The 16,887-nt window shown below is 72.6% G+C and carries 22 protein-coding genes; 12 read left to right on the top strand and 10 right to left on the bottom strand.

Going from position 1 to position 16,887, the window contains the following annotated elements; genetic code table 11:
- Window positions 1-163: 163 nt before the first annotated feature.
- The gene (locus ACFY8W_RS20785) at window positions 164-1,132 is read right to left on the bottom strand and encodes a diacylglycerol kinase family protein (protein ID WP_391107093.1); all 969 of its coding nucleotides are present in this window, start codon (window positions 1,130-1,132) and stop codon (window positions 164-166) included.
- Window positions 1,133-1,219: 87 nt separating this feature from the next.
- Here ACFY8W_RS20785 and ACFY8W_RS20790 point away from each other — a divergent pair, with 87 nt between their 5' ends.
- Complete coding sequence (locus tag ACFY8W_RS20790) at window positions 1,220-1,675, top strand: hypothetical protein (protein WP_391107096.1); 456 nt, start codon at window positions 1,220-1,222, stop codon at window positions 1,673-1,675.
- A gap of 89 nt (window positions 1,676-1,764) precedes the next feature.
- On the opposite strand, the gene ACFY8W_RS20795 is transcribed toward ACFY8W_RS20790, so the two are convergent.
- The 3 genes from ACFY8W_RS20795 to ACFY8W_RS20805 form a co-directional block, all read right to left on the bottom strand.
- On the bottom strand, window positions 1,765-2,709 hold the full coding sequence (locus ACFY8W_RS20795) for a SigB/SigF/SigG family RNA polymerase sigma factor (protein ID WP_391107099.1): 945 nt from the start codon (window positions 2,707-2,709) through the stop codon (window positions 1,765-1,767).
- Window positions 2,706-3,119 (bottom strand): anti-sigma regulatory factor, encoded by a 414-nt coding sequence (locus ACFY8W_RS20800; RefSeq protein ID WP_015036094.1) that lies wholly within the window; start codon window positions 3,117-3,119, stop codon window positions 2,706-2,708. Before ACFY8W_RS20800 ends, ACFY8W_RS20795 begins: the two co-directional genes overlap by 4 nt.
- A 226-nt stretch (window positions 3,120-3,345) precedes the next feature.
- A complete protein-coding gene (locus tag ACFY8W_RS20805; RefSeq protein WP_391107102.1) occupies window positions 3,346-3,606 on the bottom strand; it encodes a UBP-type zinc finger domain-containing protein in 261 nt (86 codons plus the stop codon).
- A 51-nt stretch (window positions 3,607-3,657) separates the two neighbouring features.
- Here ACFY8W_RS20805 and ACFY8W_RS20810 point away from each other — a divergent pair, with 51 nt between their 5' ends.
- Window positions 3,658-5,253, top strand: coding sequence for a Na+/H+ antiporter (locus tag ACFY8W_RS20810; RefSeq protein ID WP_391107104.1), 1,596 nt, complete (start codon window positions 3,658-3,660; stop codon window positions 5,251-5,253).
- Here the strand turns inward: ACFY8W_RS20810 and ACFY8W_RS20815 are convergent.
- Together ACFY8W_RS20815 and ACFY8W_RS20820 are read right to left on the bottom strand one after the other, a co-directional pair.
- Complete coding sequence (locus ACFY8W_RS20815) at window positions 5,232-6,158, bottom strand: pyridoxal-phosphate dependent enzyme (protein ID WP_391107107.1); 927 nt, start codon at window positions 6,156-6,158, stop codon at window positions 5,232-5,234. The genes ACFY8W_RS20810 and ACFY8W_RS20815 overlap by 22 nt on opposite strands.
- A 68-nt stretch (window positions 6,159-6,226) precedes the next feature.
- Window positions 6,227-6,817 carry an N-acetylmuramoyl-L-alanine amidase gene (locus tag ACFY8W_RS20820; RefSeq protein WP_391107110.1) on the bottom strand — a complete coding sequence of 197 codons (591 nt, stop codon included), beginning with the start codon at window positions 6,815-6,817 and terminating at the stop codon, window positions 6,227-6,229.
- A 267-nt stretch (window positions 6,818-7,084) separates the two neighbouring features.
- On the opposite strand from ACFY8W_RS20820, the gene ACFY8W_RS20825 reads away from it, so the two are divergent.
- The 5 genes from ACFY8W_RS20825 (at window position 7,085) to ACFY8W_RS20845 (ending at window position 11,141) form a co-directional block, all read left to right on the top strand.
- The gene (locus ACFY8W_RS20825) at window positions 7,085-8,497 is read left to right on the top strand and encodes a family 2B encapsulin nanocompartment shell protein (protein WP_391107112.1); all 1,413 of its coding nucleotides are present in this window, start codon (window positions 7,085-7,087) and stop codon (window positions 8,495-8,497) included.
- Between the two features lie 108 nt (window positions 8,498-8,605).
- Window positions 8,606-9,658 (top strand): family 2 encapsulin nanocompartment cargo protein polyprenyl transferase, encoded by a 1,053-nt coding sequence (locus tag ACFY8W_RS20830; protein WP_391107115.1) that lies wholly within the window; start codon window positions 8,606-8,608, stop codon window positions 9,656-9,658.
- A 140-nt stretch (window positions 9,659-9,798) separates the two neighbouring features.
- Window positions 9,799-10,383: a dihydrofolate reductase family protein gene (locus tag ACFY8W_RS20835; RefSeq protein ID WP_391107118.1), complete on the top strand. Its 585-nt coding sequence runs from the start codon at window positions 9,799-9,801 to the stop codon at window positions 10,381-10,383.
- A gap of 26 nt (window positions 10,384-10,409) precedes the next feature.
- Window positions 10,410-10,679: a hypothetical protein gene (locus tag ACFY8W_RS20840; RefSeq protein WP_391107120.1), complete on the top strand. Its 270-nt coding sequence runs from the start codon at window positions 10,410-10,412 to the stop codon at window positions 10,677-10,679.
- A gap of 42 nt (window positions 10,680-10,721) precedes the next feature.
- Window positions 10,722-11,141, top strand: a complete 420-nt coding sequence (locus ACFY8W_RS20845; RefSeq protein ID WP_391107123.1) for a DUF6304 family protein — start codon at window positions 10,722-10,724, stop codon at window positions 11,139-11,141.
- 43 nt (window positions 11,142-11,184) lie between these two features.
- On the opposite strand, the gene ACFY8W_RS20850 is transcribed toward ACFY8W_RS20845, so the two are convergent.
- Together ACFY8W_RS20850 and snpA are read right to left on the bottom strand one after the other, a co-directional pair.
- Entirely contained in the window at window positions 11,185-11,661 is a 477-nt protein-coding gene (locus ACFY8W_RS20850) for a group II truncated hemoglobin (RefSeq protein ID WP_391107125.1), read from the bottom strand.
- A 40-nt stretch (window positions 11,662-11,701) separates the two neighbouring features.
- Window positions 11,702-12,343 carry a snapalysin gene (snpA, locus tag ACFY8W_RS20855; protein ID WP_391107128.1) on the bottom strand — a complete coding sequence of 214 codons (642 nt, stop codon included), beginning with the start codon at window positions 12,341-12,343 and terminating at the stop codon, window positions 11,702-11,704.
- Between the two features lie 178 nt (window positions 12,344-12,521).
- Here snpA and ACFY8W_RS20860 point away from each other — a divergent pair, with 178 nt between their 5' ends.
- From ACFY8W_RS20860 to ACFY8W_RS20870, 3 genes are read left to right on the top strand one after another with little or no spacing between them, the layout of a single operon-like run.
- On the top strand, window positions 12,522-13,475 hold the full coding sequence (locus ACFY8W_RS20860) for a LysR substrate-binding domain-containing protein (RefSeq protein ID WP_391107131.1): 954 nt from the start codon (window positions 12,522-12,524) through the stop codon (window positions 13,473-13,475).
- Entirely contained in the window at window positions 13,472-13,972 is a 501-nt protein-coding gene (locus ACFY8W_RS20865) for a hypothetical protein (protein WP_391107133.1), read from the top strand. Before ACFY8W_RS20860 ends, ACFY8W_RS20865 begins: the two co-directional genes overlap by 4 nt.
- Window positions 13,969-14,430: a GNAT family N-acetyltransferase gene (locus ACFY8W_RS20870; protein WP_391107136.1), complete on the top strand. Its 462-nt coding sequence runs from the start codon at window positions 13,969-13,971 to the stop codon at window positions 14,428-14,430. The genes ACFY8W_RS20865 and ACFY8W_RS20870 overlap by 4 nt, the downstream gene beginning before the upstream one ends.
- Before the next feature lie 64 nt (window positions 14,431-14,494).
- Here the strand turns inward: ACFY8W_RS20870 and sodN are convergent, their stop codons facing one another.
- On the bottom strand, window positions 14,495-14,890 hold the full coding sequence (sodN, locus tag ACFY8W_RS20875) for a superoxide dismutase, Ni (RefSeq protein WP_128982927.1): 396 nt from the start codon (window positions 14,888-14,890) through the stop codon (window positions 14,495-14,497).
- Window positions 14,891-15,032: 142 nt separating this feature from the next.
- Here sodN and sodX point away from each other — a divergent pair, with 142 nt between their 5' ends.
- Window positions 15,033-15,467, top strand: coding sequence for a nickel-type superoxide dismutase maturation protease (gene sodX, locus ACFY8W_RS20880; protein ID WP_391107139.1), 435 nt, complete (start codon window positions 15,033-15,035; stop codon window positions 15,465-15,467).
- On the opposite strand, the gene ACFY8W_RS20885 is transcribed toward sodX, so the two are convergent.
- Window positions 15,371-16,000 carry an ABATE domain-containing protein gene (locus ACFY8W_RS20885; RefSeq protein ID WP_391107142.1) on the bottom strand — a complete coding sequence of 210 codons (630 nt, stop codon included), beginning with the start codon at window positions 15,998-16,000 and terminating at the stop codon, window positions 15,371-15,373. The two genes, sodX and ACFY8W_RS20885, sit on opposite strands and share 97 nt — an antisense overlap.
- Before the next feature lie 96 nt (window positions 16,001-16,096).
- Between ACFY8W_RS20885 and ACFY8W_RS20890 the strand changes: the two genes are divergently transcribed.
- Window positions 16,097-16,882, top strand: a complete 786-nt coding sequence (locus ACFY8W_RS20890) for a methyltransferase domain-containing protein (RefSeq protein WP_391107145.1) — start codon at window positions 16,097-16,099, stop codon at window positions 16,880-16,882.
- Window positions 16,883-16,887: the final 5 nt, after the last annotated feature.

The raw sequence follows: 16,887 nt of genomic DNA on the forward strand, positions 1-16,887 counted from the left end.
GCCGTCCCGATCGCCAAGAAGAGACTCCCAAACCCCAGCAACGGATACAACCCCTTCTGGAAAGTTTTTTTTGATTCCTCGGTGTCGGCTCCGTCACAGCCGTACTTCTAGGGGGTGGAGGGCAGCCTAAACGTTCGAGTAGAAGGACTTTCGGTCCTTCTGGTCACACAATCACACGCAGTGCACGGCGAACGCCTGTGAACGTCACGCTCGTACGCAGCCCCAGGTGGTCTCCGTCCATCTGGAGGGGGAGCGGCACCTTCGAATGCAAGGTGAAGTCGGTCAGATCGTGCAGGGTCACCGCGTGCTTGCCGTGCGGCCCGCGCTCCGGGGTCGAAGTGAGCAGCTGGGTCGCGTACCGGGCCACCGAAGGCGCCGAGAGCCGGCTCAGTCCGAGCACGTCGAGCGCCGTCTCGAAGGACGCCTCCGGCGACGCGTACACCGGACGATTCCCCAGGTAGGTCCAGGGAGAGGTGTTGCAGATTATGGACAGGACGAGATCCTGCACGGGATCCTCACCCGGCCGCTCCAGGGTGATCGTGCCGTGCCGCCGGTTCTGCTCGCCCAGGAACTGGCGCACCACCTGACGCAGATAGAGCGCGTGGGTCGAACGCTTGCCGCGTTCGCGCTGCTGTTCGACCCGGCCGATCACGCTCGCGTCGAAACCGAATCCGGCGCAGAAGGTGAACCAGCGCTCCGGCACGCCCTCGTCGTCCGTGCCCGGCGTCCCGGACGCGAGACCCAGGCTCACCGTCCGTGTCCGCCGCTCACGCAGCGCGTCGAGGAGTGCGCCGGTCGCCTCCACCGCGTCGTTCGGGAGTCCGAGCGCCCGGGCGAAGACATTGGTCGATCCGCCCGGCACCACCGCGAGCCCCGGCAGCCGCTCCGGATCGGGCCCGGCGTGCAGCAGCCCGTTGACCACCTCGTTGACCGTGCCGTCGCCACCGAGCGCCACCACCAGGTCGACGTCGTCCGACTCGGCGGCCCTGCGCCCCAGGTCACGGGCGTGGCCCCGGTACTCGGTCGTCACCGCCTCCAGCTTCATCTCGCTGGCGAGCGCGTGGATCAGCACGTCCCGTGTGCGGGCACTGGTGGTGGTTGCTGCCGGATTGACCACGAGAAGCGCGCGCATGACCGCCAGCGTACCTACCCGGCGGTACCGGGCCCAGTCCCGGCCTGCCCGGGACCGCCCCCGGCCGCCCCGGCTACCCTGCCTTGCATGAGCAGTGCGAGCAGTGCCGACACCAGCAGTCCCGAGCAGCGTGCGGAGCCGGGAATCCGGCCCGGGCGGCTCACCGCCGCCGCGGCGGTGGCCGGCGTCGAGGGCCTGGCCCTCGTGGCGGGCGGCCTCGTCATGCTGGTGACGAGTCTCACCGACCGCGCCGGCGACCTCGCCTCCGCCCTCATGGGCGCGGCCACCCTGGTCGCCCTCGGGCTCATCCCGCTCGTCGCCGCCCGCGGCCTGTGGCTGCGCCGGTCCTGGAGCCGCGGCCCCGCGGTGATCACCCAGGTCCTCGCGCTGCCCGTCGCCTGGCAGCTCCTCCAGGCGGACAGCGTCATGATCCCGGCCGGCATCGCCCTCGCGGTCCTCGCCGTGACCGGCCTCGTCCTTCTGGCGAGCCCGTCCACGACCGAGGCGCTCGGCATCAAGCGCCCCGGCCAGGACTCCGCGTAGGCCGTCTCCTTCGGCTCAGGGCCGGGCAGGCCCGGACCGGCGGCTCACTCCTCGACCGGCTCAGGGCCGGGCAGGCCCGGACCGGCGGCTCACTCCTCGACGAGGAGCTTCTCCCGCAGCTGCGCCAGCGTGCGCGCCAGCAGCCGGGAGACGTGCATCTGCGAGATGCCGACCTCCTGGGCGATCTGCGACTGGGTCATGTTCCCGAAGAAGCGCAGCAGCAGGATCCGCTTCTCGCGCGGCGGCAGGTCCTCCAGGAGCGGCTTGAGCGACTCCCGGTACTCGACGCCCTCCAGCGCCTCGTCCTCCGCGCCCAGCGTGTCCGCGACCGCCGGCGACTCGTCGTCCGTGTCGGGCACGTCAAGGGAGAGCGTCGAGTAGGCGTTCGCCGACTCCAGGCCCTCCAGGACCTCCTCCTCGGAGATCCCGAGGCGCTCGGCAAGCTCGTGCACGGTCGGCGAGCGGCCGTGCTGCTGCGACAGCTCCGCCGTCGCCGTCGTCAGCGAGAGCCGCAGCTCCTGGAGCCGCCGAGGGACCCGTACCGCCCAGCCCTTGTCACGGAAGTGGCGCTTGATCTCGCCGACCACCGTCGGCGTCGCGTACGTGGAGAACTCCACCCCGCGGTCCGGGTCGAACCGGTCGACCGACTTGATCAGACCGATCGTCGCCACCTGGGTCAGGTCGTCCAGCGGCTCGCCCCGGTTGCGGAAGCGCCGGGCGAGGTGCTCCACCAGCGGCAGGTGCATCCGCACCAGCCGGTCGCGCAGCGCCGCCTTCTCCGGCGAACCCTCCGGAAGGCCGCGCAGCTCGACGAAGAGCGCCCGCGCACCGCTGCGGTCGTGCGGGTCGGGCACCTCCTGCGGCGGCACCTCCCGCGGCCCGGCCGCGTCAGGGACCGCTTCGTGCTGCTCGTGCTGCTCGCTCATCTGGTCCGCCTGCTCCGTAGCGACCTCGATCTCGACCTCGGTACCGGCCACCCCCTGCGGCCGTGCCTGCTGCTCAGGGATGCCGGCCGTCGCGTCCCCGCTCCTCACGCCGGGCCTGGCCCCGCGCCGCGCTGTTTGTACAGGCTGATGGAGACCGTCCGGTCCTCGGCCACCGACGACTCCACCTTCCCGGCCAGCGCCGAGAGCACCGTCCACGCGAAGGTGTCCCGCTCCGGCGCCCGGCCGTCGGTCGTCGGAGCAGAGACCGTCACGTCGAGGGAGTCGTCGACCAGTCGGAACACACAGCTCAGTACCGAGCCCGGCACCGCCTGCTGGAGCAGGATCGCGCACGCCTCGTCGACGGCGATCCGCAGGTCCTCGATCTCGTCGAGGGTGAAGTCCAAGCGCGCCGCGAGACCGGCCGTGGCCGTACGCAGCACGGACAGGTAGGCACCCGCAGCGGGCAGCCGGACTTCCACGAAGTCCTGGGTCCCGGGCTCGCCTGCGATCTGGGACACCCTCACCTCCAAGGTGGCACAAGCTCTTTCGGGGTCCGGGAAGGAAGCCCCCCGGACCTGGCGGTACGCAGTCGGTTTGCGCAGTCCGCCGAGACGCTATCGCGATCCGTCCCGCCGTGTCGCCGGGGGTCCGGCAGGACCGCCCCCCGCGAGGGCCCGGACCGATGGACCCGCCGTACGCACCGGCGGCCGCGGAGAACCCGCGGAGGGGTGACGTACCCAGCCGTCAGACGATCGAACCGTCCACGAAGCACCACCGCCAGCGTTCGTTCGGCTCGAAGGTCCGCATCACCGGGTGCCCGGTGCTGTGGAAGTGCGCCGTCGCGTGCCGTCCCTCCGACGAGTCGCAGCACCCCACGTGCCCACAGCTCAGACAGAGCCGCAGCTGGACGGGGTGCGTGCCGTCGGCAAGGCACTCCGGGCAGGTGTCGTGCAGCGGCACCGGTTCGGGGCGCGGCATCTCGGCAACGTGCGGGCACTCGCTCATGATGGCCAGGTTACGTTGTGGCGCGAGTGACACGAGGGGAGATGGGACGGCATGGACGCACTGCAACTGGTGGCGCTGGTCGCGGCGAGCACCGCGGTGGCGGGCTTCGCCCGCAGGACGCCGGTACCCGCCCCGCTGCTCCTCGTCGCGGTGGGCCTCGCCGCCGCGTACGTGCCCGGGGTGCCCGACTACACCCTCGACCCGCACATCGTGCTGCCGCTGATCCTGCCGCCGCTGCTCTACACGGCCGCCGTCGAGTCCTCGTACCTCGACCTGCGCGCCAACATCCGGCCGGTCGCGCTGCTCTCCGTCGGCTACGTGCTCTTCGCGACCGTCGCGGTGGGCTGGCTCGCGTACGTCCTCGTGCCCGACCTGCCGCTGACCGCCGCCCTCGTGCTCGGCGCGGTCGTCGCCCCGCCGGACGCGGTCGCCGCCACCGCCATCGCCCGCAGGCTCGGCCTGCCGAACCGCATCACCACGATCCTCCAGGGCGAGTCCCTGGTGAACGACGCGACCGCGATCACCGCCTACAAGGTCGCCCTCGCCGCCGCCGTGGGGGAGGGCATCAGCTGGGCCGGCGGCCTGGGGGAGTTCGCGCTCGCCGCGATCGGCGGCATCGGCGTCGGCCTCGTCCTCATGGTGCCGATCCACTGGCTCCGCACCCACCTGCGGGAGGCCCTCCTCCAGAACACCCTCTCCCTGCTCATCCCCTTCGTCGCCTACGCCGCCGCCGAGCAGGTGGGCGCCTCCGGCGTCCTCGCCGTCGTCGTGGTCGGCCTCTTCCTCGGCCACAAGAACTGGCAGGTCGACTTCGCCACGCGGCTCCAGGAGGAGGCGGTGTGGCGGATGGTCGCCTTCGTCCTGGAGTCCGCCGTCTTCGCGCTGATCGGGCTCCAGCTGCCGTTCGTCGTGCGGGACCTCGGCCGGTACGGGATCGGCGAGGCCGCCTGGTACGCGGTCGGGGTCTTCGTCTTCGTGGTCGTGGTCCGCTTCGTCTGGGTCTTCCCCGCGACCTTCCTGCCCCGCGCGCTGTCCGCCCGCATCAGGCAGCGGGAGCAGGGCGTGGACTGGAAGGCGCCGGTGATCGTCGGCTGGGCCGGCATGCGGGGAGTGGTCTCGCTCGCCATCGCCTTCTCCATCCCGGTGGTCTCCGGCGGCGTCGAGTTCCCGGCCCGCAACCTGGTCCTCTTCCTCACCTTCACCACCGTCATCGGCACTCTCGTCGTCCAGGGCCTGACCCTGCCGCCGCTGATCCGGGCCCTGAAGCTGCCCGGCCGCGACCGCGTCCAGGAGACCCTCGCCGAGGCACAGGCCCAGAGCGAGGCCTCCCGGGCCGCCGAGGCCCGGCTCGACGCACTCCTCGCCGACGAGCACAACGCCCTCCCGGGCCCGCTCGCCGACCGGCTGCGCACGGTCATGGAACGGCGCCGCAACGCCGTCTGGGAGCGTCTCGGCACCGTCAACGAGATCACCGGCGAGACCGTGGACGACACCTACCGGCGCCTCGCCCGGGAGATGATCGACGCCGAGCGCGAGGTCTTCGTGAAGCTCCGCGACGCCCGCCGCATCGACGACGAGATGATGCGCACCCTGCTGCGCCGGCTCGACCTCGAAGAGGCCGCGGCCTACCGGGAGGAGGCGGACTGAGGCTCCGGCGCACCCGTGACCACCGCGGCGATCCGGGTGCCCGGCGCGAAGGCGCCCTCCTCGGCGAGCGTCACCAGTCCGTAGAGCATTTTGGCGACATACAGTCGCTCGATGGCGAGTCCGTGCCGCGCTCCGTGACGCGCCTCGAAATCCCGTGCGAAGGCGTCGAGTTCCGGTGTCGTACGGGCGTATCCGCCGCCGTGGAAGCGCTCGTCGAGGCTCCACGCGCCCCGGGGACCGCCGAACGCGGACTCCTGGAGCGCGGTGATCTCCCCGCCGAGGAAGCCGCCCCTGAGCACCGGGACGCCCAGCGTCCGGCCGTCGAACCCGGCCGCGAGGCCCGCGAGCGTGCCGCCGGTGCCGCACGCGACGACGGCCACGTCCGCGGCCCCGCACAGCTCGCCGCCGAGCTCCGCGCAGCCCCGGACGGCGAGCGCGTTGCTGCCGCCCTCGGGGACGGCGTACACGTCCTCCGGGGCCCGCTCCAGGATCCGGGCGAGGACCGCGGGACCGTCCTTCGCGCGGTACGTGCCGCGGTCGACGAACACCAGCCGCATGCCGTCCGCCGCGCAGCGCGCCAGCGAGGGGTTCAGGGGGCGGTCTTCCAGCTCGTCGCCCCGTACGACCCCGATCGTGTCGAAGCCGAGCAGCCGGCCTGCGGCGGCCGTGGCGCGCAGGTGGTTGGAGTAGGCACCGCCGAAGGTCAGCACCGGGCGGCCGTCGGCCTCCCGGAGATTGAGCGCCAGCTTGCGCCACTTGTTGCCCGGCAGGTCCGGATGGATCAGGTCGTCGCGCTTGAGCAGCAGCCGCAGGCCACGCCGGGCGAAGCGCTCGTCCTCGACCGGCTCCAGAGGGGACGGCAGCCGGGGCCGCAGCCGGGACAGAGCGAGGTCGAACGCGTTCACCCGGCCATTGTCCACCGGCTGCCGAAGGCCGGCGGCTGCCGGGCTGCCCCCTGCCGTCGGCCCCCGGGCTACCGCAGGCGTTCCGCGATCCGCTCGCGCATCGACGCCATGGTGAAGCCGCGCGGGTCGACCTTGCCCGGCTGCCACTCCAGGTGGCCGATGACCGAGCGGTGGGTCCAGCCGTGCACCCGGCACAGCGCGGCCGCGGCCTTGGCGATGGCCTCCAGCTGGACCTTGGGCCACGGGTCCTTGCCGTCGCCCAGGTTCTCGCACTCGAAGCCGTAGAAGTGGCGGTTGCCGTCGGTCGTGGCCTCGTCGTCGCGCGGGAGGCGCTTCTCGGCGATGACCGCCCGCAGCACCTCGTCGTCGCCGAGGCCGGCGTGGTTGGCCCTGCCGTAGCCGACCAGGTGGACGCTGCCGTCCTTGGCGATCACGCCGTGGCACAGCGGCCCGGGCAGGGCGTCGTGGCCGTCCCGGCAGATACGGACGGTGTTGCTGGTGCCCCGGGTGACGGTGTGGTGGATCATCACGCCGTGCACGGGACCCCAGGGGCCCTTGTGGTTGCGGTTGTGGGTGCGCCACTCGCCGACCTCGACGACCGTCAGACCCTCGTCGCGCAGGGCGTCGAGGAAGCGGCTCGCGGACATGGGTGTGGCCATGACCGGCTCCTTTCGGGACGGGGGGACCCGGCTTCTTCCGGTTCTCCTCCAGTCCCACGGAGTACCGGAGGGATCGGCTCCACTGCCATCCGTTCGGACGGTGTGCGAGTCGATCCGGCCGAGTGCGCGGACCGGGTGGGGCGTCCGGAAACCGTGCGCCATGCCCAGCCCCGCGCCGTCGACTCCCACTCTTTTGTGTAATGGCGCGGGCACGCTGCGTGCTGAAAGGCTTTCTCTCGCAGGTTTGTCGTATCGAGAGGGAGTTCCATGTCCGTTGGTTCGGTTGGCGACGAGGTGCGCGAGGGCACGCCCGCGCAGCAGAGTCTCGGCACCGCCGCCGCGCGGAACCTCGCGAGCACCACCAAGTCGGCCCCGCAGATGCAGGAGATCACCTCCCGGTGGCTGCTGCGCGCGCTGCCGTGGGTGCGGGTGCAGGGAGGCACCTACCGGGTGAACCGGCGGCTGAGCTACGCGGTGGGCGACGGCCGGGTCACCTTCGTGCAGACCGGCGAGCGCGTCGCGGTCGTCCCCGCCGAGCTCGGCGAGCTCCCCGCCCTGCGCGACTTCGAGGACCAGGGCGTCCTCACCGAGCTGGCCGCCCGCTGCGTCCAGCGGGAGTACGCGGCGGGCGAGGTCATCGCCACCCGGGGCGGGACCGCCGACCGGGTCCACCTGCTCGCGCACGGCAAGGTCGAGCAGCTCGGAGAGGGGCCGTACGGGGGCGAGACCGTGCTCGGCGTCCTCGCCGACGGCGCCTACTTCGGAGCGGACGCGCTGGTCAGCGCGGAGGCCACCTGGGCGTGGACCGCACGCGCCGCCACCGCCTGCACGGTCCTCGAGCTCGGCAGGGCCGAGGTCCTCGGCGTCGCGGCGCGGGCCGGCGCGCTCGCCGGCCACCTCGCCGAGTACGCGGCGCTGCCCCACCGGCCCGCCAACGGGTTCGGCGAGGCGGCCATCGAACTCTCCGCGGGCCACGTCGGCGAGCCCGTCGTCCCGCACACCTTCGTCGACTACGAGATCTCCCCGCGCGAGTACGAGCTGAGCGTCGCCCAGACCGTGCTGAAGGTCCACACGCGCGTGGCCGACCTCTACAACCACCCGATGGACCAGACCGAGCACCAGGTGCGGCTCACGGTCGAGGCACTGCGCGAGCGCCAGGAGCACGAGCTGGTCAACAACCGGGAGTTCGGCCTCCTCGCCAACTGCGACTACGGCCAGCGTCTCCAGCCCCACGACGGCGTGCCGGGCCCGGACGACATGGACGAGCTGCTCTCCCGCCGACGCGGATCCAAGCTGTTCCTCGCCCACCCGCAGGCCATCGCCGCCTTCGGGCGCGAGCTCAACAGGCGCGGCCTGGTCCCCGACACGATCGACGCCGACGGCACCCGGATCATGACCTGGCGCGGCGTCCCGATCTACCCGTGCGACAAGATCCCGGTCTCCGGCGCCCGCACCACCTCGATCATCTGCATGCGCACGGGCGAGTCGGACCAGGGCGTGATCGGCCTGCACCAGCCGGGCCTGCCGGACGAGATCGAGCCGGGCCTGTCCTGCCGCTTCATGGGCATCGACGACCAGGCGATCGTCTCCTACCTGCTCACCGCCTACTACTCGGCGGCCGTCCTGGTCCCCGACGCGCTGGGCGTCCTGGAGAACGTCGAGATCGGCCGCCGGCACTGACCGAGCACCGGGCCGATCCTCCGCGGGCGGGACCCGGCCGACGGGCCTCCGCCCCCGGTGCCCGCTCCGCCGCCCGCCGCAGACCCGTCAGGAAAGTGACCGAGAACAATGACCACGACCAGCGCGGACGCCGCGACCGGGGGACGGAGCGCCGTGCTGCTCCTCGACCGGACGCGCAGCGTCGTCGACCCCCAGCTCCGCACGACCGTCGCGTCCCTGCCCGGCTCCATACGGCGTATCGCGGCGTACCACTTCGGCTGGGAGGAGGCCGACGGCAGTCCGGCCGCGGACGGCCAGAGCGGCAAGGCCATCCGCCCGGCCCTGGTGCTCGCCGCCACCCGCGCGCTCGGCGCGGACCCGGCCCCGGCGGTGAAGGCCGCCGCGGCGGTCGAGCTGGCCCACAACTTCACCCTGCTCCACGACGACATCGTCGACGAGGACCCGACCCGCCGTCACCGGCCCACCGCCTGGAAGGTGTTCGGCATCCCCGACGCGCTGCTCGCGGGTGACGCGATGAACGCGCTCGCGCTGCGGCTCCTCGCCGAGGATCCCCACCCGGCCGCCGTCCCCGCCGCCGCCCGGCTCGCCGCCTGTGTCATCGAGCTGTGCGCGGGCCAGCAGGCGGACTGCGCCTTCGAGCAGCGCGGGCCGTACGAGGTCTCCCTGGACGAGGTGGTGGCGATGGCCACCGCCAAGACCGGGGCGCTCCTCGGCTGCGCCTGCGCGCTGGGCGCGCTGTACGCGGGCGCCGACGAGGAGGCGGTCGCCGCGCTCGACGCGTTCGGCCGGGAGGCCGGGCTCGCGTTCCAGCTGATCGACGACCTGATCGGCATCTGGGGCGACCCGGGGCGCACGGGCAAGCCGGCCGGCGCCGATCTCGTCGCCCACAAGAAGTCGCTGCCGGTGGTGGCCGCGCTCACCTCCGGGACCCCGGCGGGCGAGGAACTGGCGGAGCTCTATGCCCGCCCGGTCCTGGACGCGGAGGCGGTGCGGGCGGCGGCGGACGCGGTGGAGCGGGCCGGTGGCCGGGACTGGGCGCAGGGCCAGGCGGCCGAGCGGATGGCCCGCGCGGTCGAGCAACTCTCGCGGGCGGTGCCGGACTTGTCGGCGGCGGGGGACCTGCTGGCGCTCGCGGAGTTCGTGACGCGGCGCACCCGCTGACGCCCGCGGGGCGCACGGGGCGGCGGCGGGGACCGGTGGGGCGAATCGATGTGCGAAAGGGGCTTGCGCAACCACTACGGGTGGAGCACTATGGATGCAGTGGTCAACGGCCACTGCCTCCTAACGGAAAGAGTTCCGGCTTGCGCAAGCTCACGTACTACGTCGCCTGCTCCCTCGACGGCTTCATCGGCGACCCCAAGGGCGACGCCTCCTCCATGTTCCAGTTCATGGACGAGGAGTACGCCGCTTTCATGAAAAGCGAATACCCGGAGACGATCCCGTCCGTCGCCCGGGAGGCCTTCGGCGTCGCGGGCGTGCCCAACAAGCGGTTCGACACCGTGATCCAGGGCCTCGGCTCGTACCGCCTCGCCCTGGACACCGGCATCACCAGCCCGTACGCCCATCTGCGCGAGATCGTCGCGACCAGCTCGCTCACCGAGTCGCCCGACCCGAACGTCGAGCTGGTGGCCGGCGGCCTGGTCGGCCGGGTCCGCGAGCTCAAGGCCGAGGACGGCCCGCTGGGCATCTGGCTCTGCGGCGGCGCGAACATCGCCGGTCAGCTCGCCGACGAGATCGACGAGCTGGTCATCAAGAGCTACCCGCAGGTGTACGGCTCCGGAATGCCGATGTTCGGGACGGACTTCGCCGTGCGCGACTTCGCGCTCGAGGACGTCCGGACCTTCGGGAACGGGGTCGTCGTGCGGACGTACACCAGGAAGCGGTGACGGGGGTCGCGCCCTAGTCTGGAGACATGACCGAGCCTGCGCCGTTCACCACACGGGACCCCCAGGCCGAGCATCCCTGCCCGGCCTGCGGGGAACACCGCCAGGTCCTGGCGAAGCGCCACAAGGTCCTCGGCGCCTGGGTGCCGGAGTGGGAGGTGCAGCCCTGCCGCAACCCGCGGTGCAAGCTGTACGTGCCCGACGACGGGGAACCGCGCGGCGAAGACGGCGCGGAAGCCACCAGCACGCACGTGACCGGCAAGAACGGCGAGACCGGGAGAAGTCCGGCCGCCGGGTGACCGGGCGCGCGCCGGAGCCGGTCATACCGCTACAGTCCGCGCATGTCATCGGAGTCGACAGAAGTCTGGACCGGTTGGTACCGGGACCGCCGTGGTGCGGAAGCGATCGTCATCACGGCCGACGGGAGCCGTGTGGTGACCCGCATCAGGGGAATCGAGTACACGGGCGCGAGCTTCGCCGCGCTCAGCGCCGCGGACGAGGGCGGGCAGGCCCTCACCGGGTGCGTGCTGGAGTGGGATCTCCCGCTCCCCGTCGTCGCGGACGGGGTCACCCAGCAGGCGACGCTCAGCTGCCTGCTGACCCTCGGCGAGCGCGCCGACCTCAGCCTCACCCTCCACTACGGGGGAGCGGCCTTCGAATCCGGCATCGCCGGCGGCGACTTCGAGGAGGCGCTGGGCCGGGTACGGCGTCAGCTGCCGCCCGGTACGGAGTTCGGACGGAGGCTGCTGCAGGCGGCCTGAGGCCGCCGCCCCCGCCCGTACCGCAGACCGGGGCAGAACGCACTCAGGCGAGGCCGTCCCAGCCCCAGCGCGGGGTGGGCCCGGGCTCGCCCAGGTCCGTACCCGGCGGAGAGGCCGAGACGTCCTTGGCGATCCGGGTTCCCCAGTCGAAGTACTCGATCACCCGGCGGCGCAGCAGCGCGTCGTCCGGAAGCTCCTTCTCCACGGCCGCGGTCATCAGCTCCATCCAGCGCAGCCGCTGCTCCTCGGTGATGGCCAGACCGAGGTGCGCCGTGAGGAGGGCCTGATGACCGCCGTGCTCCGCCGTGAAGCCGGCGGGGCCGGAGAAGACCTCGGCCAGCCACACGGCGACGTGCTCGACATGGGCCGGGGTGAAGTCGGCGAAGACGGGGGCGAGGAGGGGATCCGCGAGGACCGCCTCGTAGAAGGTGTCGGAGAGCCGGCGCAGCGCCTCGGCGCCTCCCACGGCCTCGTACAGGGTGGTGCTCCGGTCGGTGTCGGTGCTCCGCTCTTCGGGCATGTCCGCCACGCTACCAACCCCGCGCCCCCGTCAGGGTCGGTCAGGACGTCTTGAACGCCGACGCGAGCCCGTAGCGCCACAGCTGGTCGACGCGGGCCCGCTCCTGGGAGTTCGGGTAGGCGTTCTGGCAGGACGTGCCGGGCCCGCCGCCGGACATCAGCTCGCTGCACGGGCCGCTGTAGTGGTCGGGGAGGCCGAGCACGTGGCCGGTCTCGTGGGCGGTGACGCGGGTGGAGTTGTACTGCTGGTTCTGCCGGTAGTCGAGGAAGATGTAGCCGTTGCCGTGCCCGTCGGTGCTCGCGTACGAGCCGCGGGAGTCGTTCCCCTCGTAGTACGCGAAGTCGGCGTTGGAGCCTTCCACGAGCCGGACGTTGACGACGGAGCTGTTCCATATCTGCGCCGAGCGGGATATCTGGGTGCGGAAACTCGGTGCGTTGGCGGCGCTGTAGACCACGGTGACGGCGGTGGCACCAGGCGTGGCGGCCCGCTTCTTCGCGACCGACCTGAGGACGGCGTCGAAGAACGCCTGGTTGGCCCTGGCCTCCTCGGCGGAGCCGGCGTACGCCACCGTGGGCGCGGAGCCGGCGGGAGAGGCGGAGGCCGGTACGGCTCCGAGGGAGAGGGCGAGGCCGGCACCGACGGCGGTGGCCAGTAAGGACGTGAGGATCTTCGGGTGTCGCATGGGGGGCTCCTCCTGTGGGGTTGAGGAGAGTGTCGGGGGAGCCGGGGCGCGTGGGGATGATGTCATCCGCCGATAACCCGATGGCATCACGTCGACACCAACTCCCCTTCCTTCAGCGAGGGTTGACGTCGTGAAGACGGTCTGGCGCGGCAGCCGAGCGGCGTCCTAACCTCGGACCATGGAGCTGGAGGTGAGGCACCTGCGGGCGCTCTGCGCCATCGCGGACACCGGCAGTCTGCACAAGGCCGCCCGCCGGCTCGGCGTCAGCCAGCCCTCCCTGACCACCCAGCTGCGCCGCATCGAGAACGCCCTCGGTGCCGAGCTCTTCACCCGCGGCCGCACCGGCTGCCACCCCACCCCGCTGGGCCGCTCCGTCCTCAGCCGGGCCCGCCCGCTCGTCGACGGCATGACCGCCCTGGTCGCCGAGACCCGCGCGGCCGCCGCCCGCGCCGAAGGCCCCGCGCTGCGCGTCGGCTCCACCGCGAGCCGCGCCCTGCCGGGCTGGCTCCGCCGTCTCCGCCAGGGGCTGCCCGGGAGCGACATCGCGCTGCGGGTGGACGTCTCCGCGAACACGCTGCTGAACGCGGTCGCCGCCGGCCGGCTCGACCTGGCCTTCGTCCACGAGGTCGAGGGCTGCCCGTTACGGCTCCCGGACGGCCTGCGGGGCCGCGTCCTGGTCGAACGCGAGCCGCAGTTCGTCTCCATGGCCCGCGACCACCCGGCGGCCGGCCACGAGGTCGTCGACCTCGCGGACCTCGCCCACGACCGCTGGACGGTCGACCCGGCCGTCGACGGCGAATGGGACGGCCTGCGCCGGGTCCTCGCCGCGGCCGGCCTCGACCCGCCGGTGCTGCACGCGGACTACCACACGGCGGCCTCCCTCATCGCCCTCGGCGAGGCCGTCGCCCCCTGCCAGCCCACCTCGGGCCCGCGCGAGGACATGGCGATCCGTCCGCTCCGCGGCGACCCGCTGGCCGTCCGCCTCTTCCTCTTCGCCGCCCCGGGCGTCCCGCTCGACCGCCCGTACGCCGAACTGGCCGCCGCCTACCGCGAGGCCGCCCTCCGCGCGGCCCCGTACCGCACCTGGCTGCGGGCGGGCGGGACCGCGGGGCCGTGCATGATGGCGGTATGAGCGAACACGGGGACTGGGACGCCGTCATGGCGCTGTCGAAGGAACACCACGCGCGCACGGTAAGGCCGTTGGGCACCCGGGAGGTGGCCGGCCACCTCCTGAAGGCGTACGGGATCGAGGCCCCGGGCCGTACGGTCGGCGAGGCGGAGGCCGAGTCCGCACTGCGACTGGCGGCCGGCCATCTGGCGCTCGGGCGCCACCGGGGCTCGCTCGGGCTCGCGGTGCTGCTCGTGCACGCGGGCGGGGACGGGGACTACGTGCTCGTCCACAGCTGGATCGAGGGACACATGTCGGACCTGGGGATCTGGACCGGACCGGCGGGCCGCCCGGAGGAGCTGCGCCCGGGCCGCGCCGGCCTCGCCCCGTGCGTCTGGGAGGCCGCCGTCCTCGCCCACGAGCGCGAGGCCTTCGTCCGCCACGTCCTGGACGGCACCGGCGCGGCCGGGAACCGCCTGGCGGCGTGGTCGGCCGACACGTTGGAGGGCGAGGTCCGATGACCGACGCCTTCGTCCGCCACGCCCGCCCCGAGGACCTGGACCGGGTCGCCGAACTGGCGGCCGAGCACGCCGCCTACGAGAAGGCCGCGCCCCCGCCCCCGGACCTCGCCGTCCGCCTCCGCCGGCTCCTGTTCGGGCCCGCCGCGCCACGCCTGCGCTGCCTCGTCGCCGAACTCCCCGACACCACCCTCGCCGGCTACGCCACCTGCGCCCCGGAACTCTCCACCTGGTCCGCGACCGAGTACCTGCACATGGACTGCCTCTACCTCACCGAACGCTCCCGCGGCCACGGCCTGGGCCCCCTCCTCGTCGCCGCGGTCCGCGCCGAGGCCCGCTCCCTCGGCCTCACGGAGGTCCAGTGGCAGACGCCTGTCTGGAACGACGGCGCGATCCGCTTCTACGACCGCCTGGGCGCCACGTCGAAGGAGAAGCGCCGCTACTCGCTCGCGGTGGACTGACGAACGCCGAAGGGGCCCGCCCGCTGCCGCGGACGGGCCCCTTCAGGGCAGGTGAGGAGGAAGGTCAGGCCTTCTTCGTCTCCCAGAAGATGCGGTCGATCTCGGCGATGAGCTCCAGCGCCTTCTCGCCCGTCTTCGGGTCCGTCGAGGCCTTCGCCGCCGACAGGGCCTTCAGGGTGTCGTTGATGAGCACGTGCAGCTCGGGGTACTTCTCGAAGTGCGGGGGCTTGAAGTAGTCGCTCCACAGGACCGAGACGTGGTGCTTGGCCAGCTCGGCGCGCTGCTCCTTGATGACCGTGGCGCGAGCGCGGAAGTGCGGGTCCTCGTTCGCCTGGTACTTCTCCTGGACGGCCTTGACCGACTCGGCCTCGATGCGGGCCTGGGCCGGGTCGTAAACGCCGCAGGGGAGGTCGCAGTGGGCGCTGACCTTCACCTTGGGGGCAAACAGGCGGGAGAGCATGCTGCTGTCCTTCCTCGTGATCGTCTTCTCAGGTGGGACATTACTCGGTGAGAAGCGCGATTTCGCGAGTGCCCCCTGGTGCTTAGGACAAAAGTCCAGGGTCACCATGGGACTCGTGGACGATCGGACCGGGAGGTGCCGGATGGTGGAATCGGGGCGAGAGCCGGGGCGGGAGACCGGGGCCCCGTTCGGGATCGCCGAGGTGACGGGGGTTTCGATGGTGCCCACCCTGCTCCACGGTGACCAGCTGTTCGTGCGTTACGGGGCGCGGCTGCGGGCCGGGAACGTGGCCGTGCTGCGGCACCCGCTCCAGCAGGATCTCCTCATCGTGAAGCGGCTGGCCGAGCGGCGCGACGGCGGCTGGTGGGTGCTGGGGGACAACCCCGGCACCGAGGGGGACAGCCGGGTGTTCGGTGTCGTCCCCGAGCAGCTCGTGCTCGGGCGGGTGCTCGCGCGGTACCGGCCCGTCACCCCCGGTCGTCAGCGGTCGGTCGGAGTGGTCGTCTCCTGGCTGCTGTCCGCCGTGCGGCCGGTGCGTTCGGCGTCGAGGGCCTCCTGGCGCTTGCGGGCGCGGTAGGCGGCCACGTTGGCGCGGGTGGCGCAGCGGTCGGAGCAGTAGCGCCGGGAGCGGTTGGTCGACGTGTCCAGGTAGGCGTTGCGGCAGGGCGCCGCCTGGCACAGGCCGAGGCGGTCGGCACCGAACTCGGTCAGGTGGAAGGCCAGGCCCATGGCCGCGATGGCGGCGTAGCCCGCGGTCGCGTTCGACGGGTGATCGGCGAGGTGCATGTGCCACCGCGGCCGGCCCTCCTCGTCGAGGTAGTCGTGGCCGGAGATCTGCGGGCTGACCGGGAACTCCAGCAGGAGGGAGTTGAGCAGGTCCACGGCTCCCGTGTGGTCGCCCTCGTCGGCCGCCGTGAAGACGGCCCGCAGCCGGGACCGCACCGAACGGAAGCGGGTCACGTCGGCGTCCGTCGCCCGCCGCGCCATCTGGGACGCCGCGCCGAACAGTTCGCGGACCACCTCGACGGAGGTGAGGGAGTCCTTGCCGCGCGCCGGTTCCTCGGTGTTGACCAGGCGCACGGCGTAATCCGAGTAATAGGCGAGTTCCACTTGTAGTCCTTACTCCGGCGGGCTAGGGTCGGGGGCGGGGAAGGGTAAGCGACGCTTGCCCTTCGAGGGTATTACGAAGCGGGTGGAGGAAGAACCATGTCGGACGACACCGCGGGCCGGACGGGCACGGCGACGACCGGGACCGACTGGGCGGCCTGGCAGCGCAGCTGGGACCGTCAGCAGGAGTGGTACATGCCGGACCGCGAGGAGCGGTTCCGGGTCATGCTCGACATGGTCGAGGCACTCGTGGGACCGGAGCCCCGGGTGCTCGACCTCGCCTGTGGTACGGGAAGTATCACGGACCGGCTGCTCCGTCGGTTCCCGAAGGCCACCAGCACCGGCGTCGACCTCGACCCCGCGCTGCTCGCCATCGCCGAGGGCTCCTTCGCCGGGGACGACCGCGTCACCTTCGTGACCGCCGACCTCAAGGACCCGGCGTGGACCGAGGCGCTGCCGTACGACTCGTACGACGCCGTCCTCACCGCCACCGCCCTGCACTGGCTGCACAGCGAGCCCCTGGCCGCGCTCTACGGTCAGCTCGCCGGGCTCGTCCGCGAAGGCGGCGTCTTCATGAACGCCGACCACATGATCGACGAGACCACCCCGCGCATCAACGCCGCCGAGCGCGCCCAGCGGCACGCCCGCATGGACCGCGAGAAGGCCGCCGGCGTCCTCGACTGGGCCGACTGGTGGGCGCTCGCCGCCGAGGACCCGGTCCTCGCCGGGCCCACCGCCCGGCGCTTCGAGATCTACGGCGAGCACGCCGACGGCGACATGCCCGCGCCCCGCTGGCACGCCGACACCCTGCGCGCCGCCGGCTTCGGCGAGGCCCGTGCCGTCTGGGCCTCCCCGTCCGACACGCTGCTCCTCGCCGTGCGCTGAGGCAC

This window comes from Streptomyces sp. NPDC012637 (genome assembly GCF_042954805.1).
Classification (GTDB): domain Bacteria; phylum Actinomycetota; class Actinomycetes; order Streptomycetales; family Streptomycetaceae; genus Streptomyces.

What these genes read in the sequence shown, in the direction of transcription:
- ACFY8W_RS20785 (WP_391107093.1), bottom strand. Translation starts at nt 1,132, where the DNA reads ATGCGCGCGCTTCTCGTGGTCAATCCGGCAGCAACCACCACCAGTGCC.
- ACFY8W_RS20790 (WP_391107096.1), top strand. Translation starts at nt 1,220, where the DNA reads ATGAGCAGTGCGAGCAGTGCCGACACCAGCAGTCCCGAGCAGCGTGCG.
- ACFY8W_RS20805 (WP_391107102.1), bottom strand. Translation starts at nt 3,606, where the DNA reads ATGAGCGAGTGCCCGCACGTTGCCGAGATGCCGCGCCCCGAACCGGTG.
- ACFY8W_RS20810 (WP_391107104.1), top strand. Translation starts at nt 3,658, where the DNA reads ATGGACGCACTGCAACTGGTGGCGCTGGTCGCGGCGAGCACCGCGGTG.
- ACFY8W_RS20820 (WP_391107110.1), bottom strand. Translation starts at nt 6,817, where the DNA reads ATGGCCACACCCATGTCCGCGAGCCGCTTCCTCGACGCCCTGCGCGAC.
- ACFY8W_RS20825 (WP_391107112.1), top strand. Translation starts at nt 7,085, where the DNA reads ATGTCCGTTGGTTCGGTTGGCGACGAGGTGCGCGAGGGCACGCCCGCG.
- ACFY8W_RS20830 (WP_391107115.1), top strand. Translation starts at nt 8,606, where the DNA reads ATGACCACGACCAGCGCGGACGCCGCGACCGGGGGACGGAGCGCCGTG.
- ACFY8W_RS20840 (WP_391107120.1), top strand. Translation starts at nt 10,410, where the DNA reads ATGACCGAGCCTGCGCCGTTCACCACACGGGACCCCCAGGCCGAGCAT.
- ACFY8W_RS20845 (WP_391107123.1), top strand. Translation starts at nt 10,722, where the DNA reads ATGTCATCGGAGTCGACAGAAGTCTGGACCGGTTGGTACCGGGACCGC.
- ACFY8W_RS20850 (WP_391107125.1), bottom strand. Translation starts at nt 11,661, where the DNA reads ATGCCCGAAGAGCGGAGCACCGACACCGACCGGAGCACCACCCTGTAC.
- snpA (WP_391107128.1), bottom strand. Translation starts at nt 12,343, where the DNA reads ATGCGACACCCGAAGATCCTCACGTCCTTACTGGCCACCGCCGTCGGT.
- ACFY8W_RS20860 (WP_391107131.1), top strand. Translation starts at nt 12,522, where the DNA reads ATGGAGCTGGAGGTGAGGCACCTGCGGGCGCTCTGCGCCATCGCGGAC.
- ACFY8W_RS20865 (WP_391107133.1), top strand. Translation starts at nt 13,472, where the DNA reads ATGAGCGAACACGGGGACTGGGACGCCGTCATGGCGCTGTCGAAGGAA.
- ACFY8W_RS20870 (WP_391107136.1), top strand. Translation starts at nt 13,969, where the DNA reads ATGACCGACGCCTTCGTCCGCCACGCCCGCCCCGAGGACCTGGACCGG.
- sodN (WP_128982927.1), bottom strand. Translation starts at nt 14,890, where the DNA reads ATGCTCTCCCGCCTGTTTGCCCCCAAGGTGAAGGTCAGCGCCCACTGC.
- sodX (WP_391107139.1), top strand. Translation starts at nt 15,033, where the DNA reads ATGGTGGAATCGGGGCGAGAGCCGGGGCGGGAGACCGGGGCCCCGTTC.
- ACFY8W_RS20890 (WP_391107145.1), top strand. Translation starts at nt 16,097, where the DNA reads ATGTCGGACGACACCGCGGGCCGGACGGGCACGGCGACGACCGGGACC.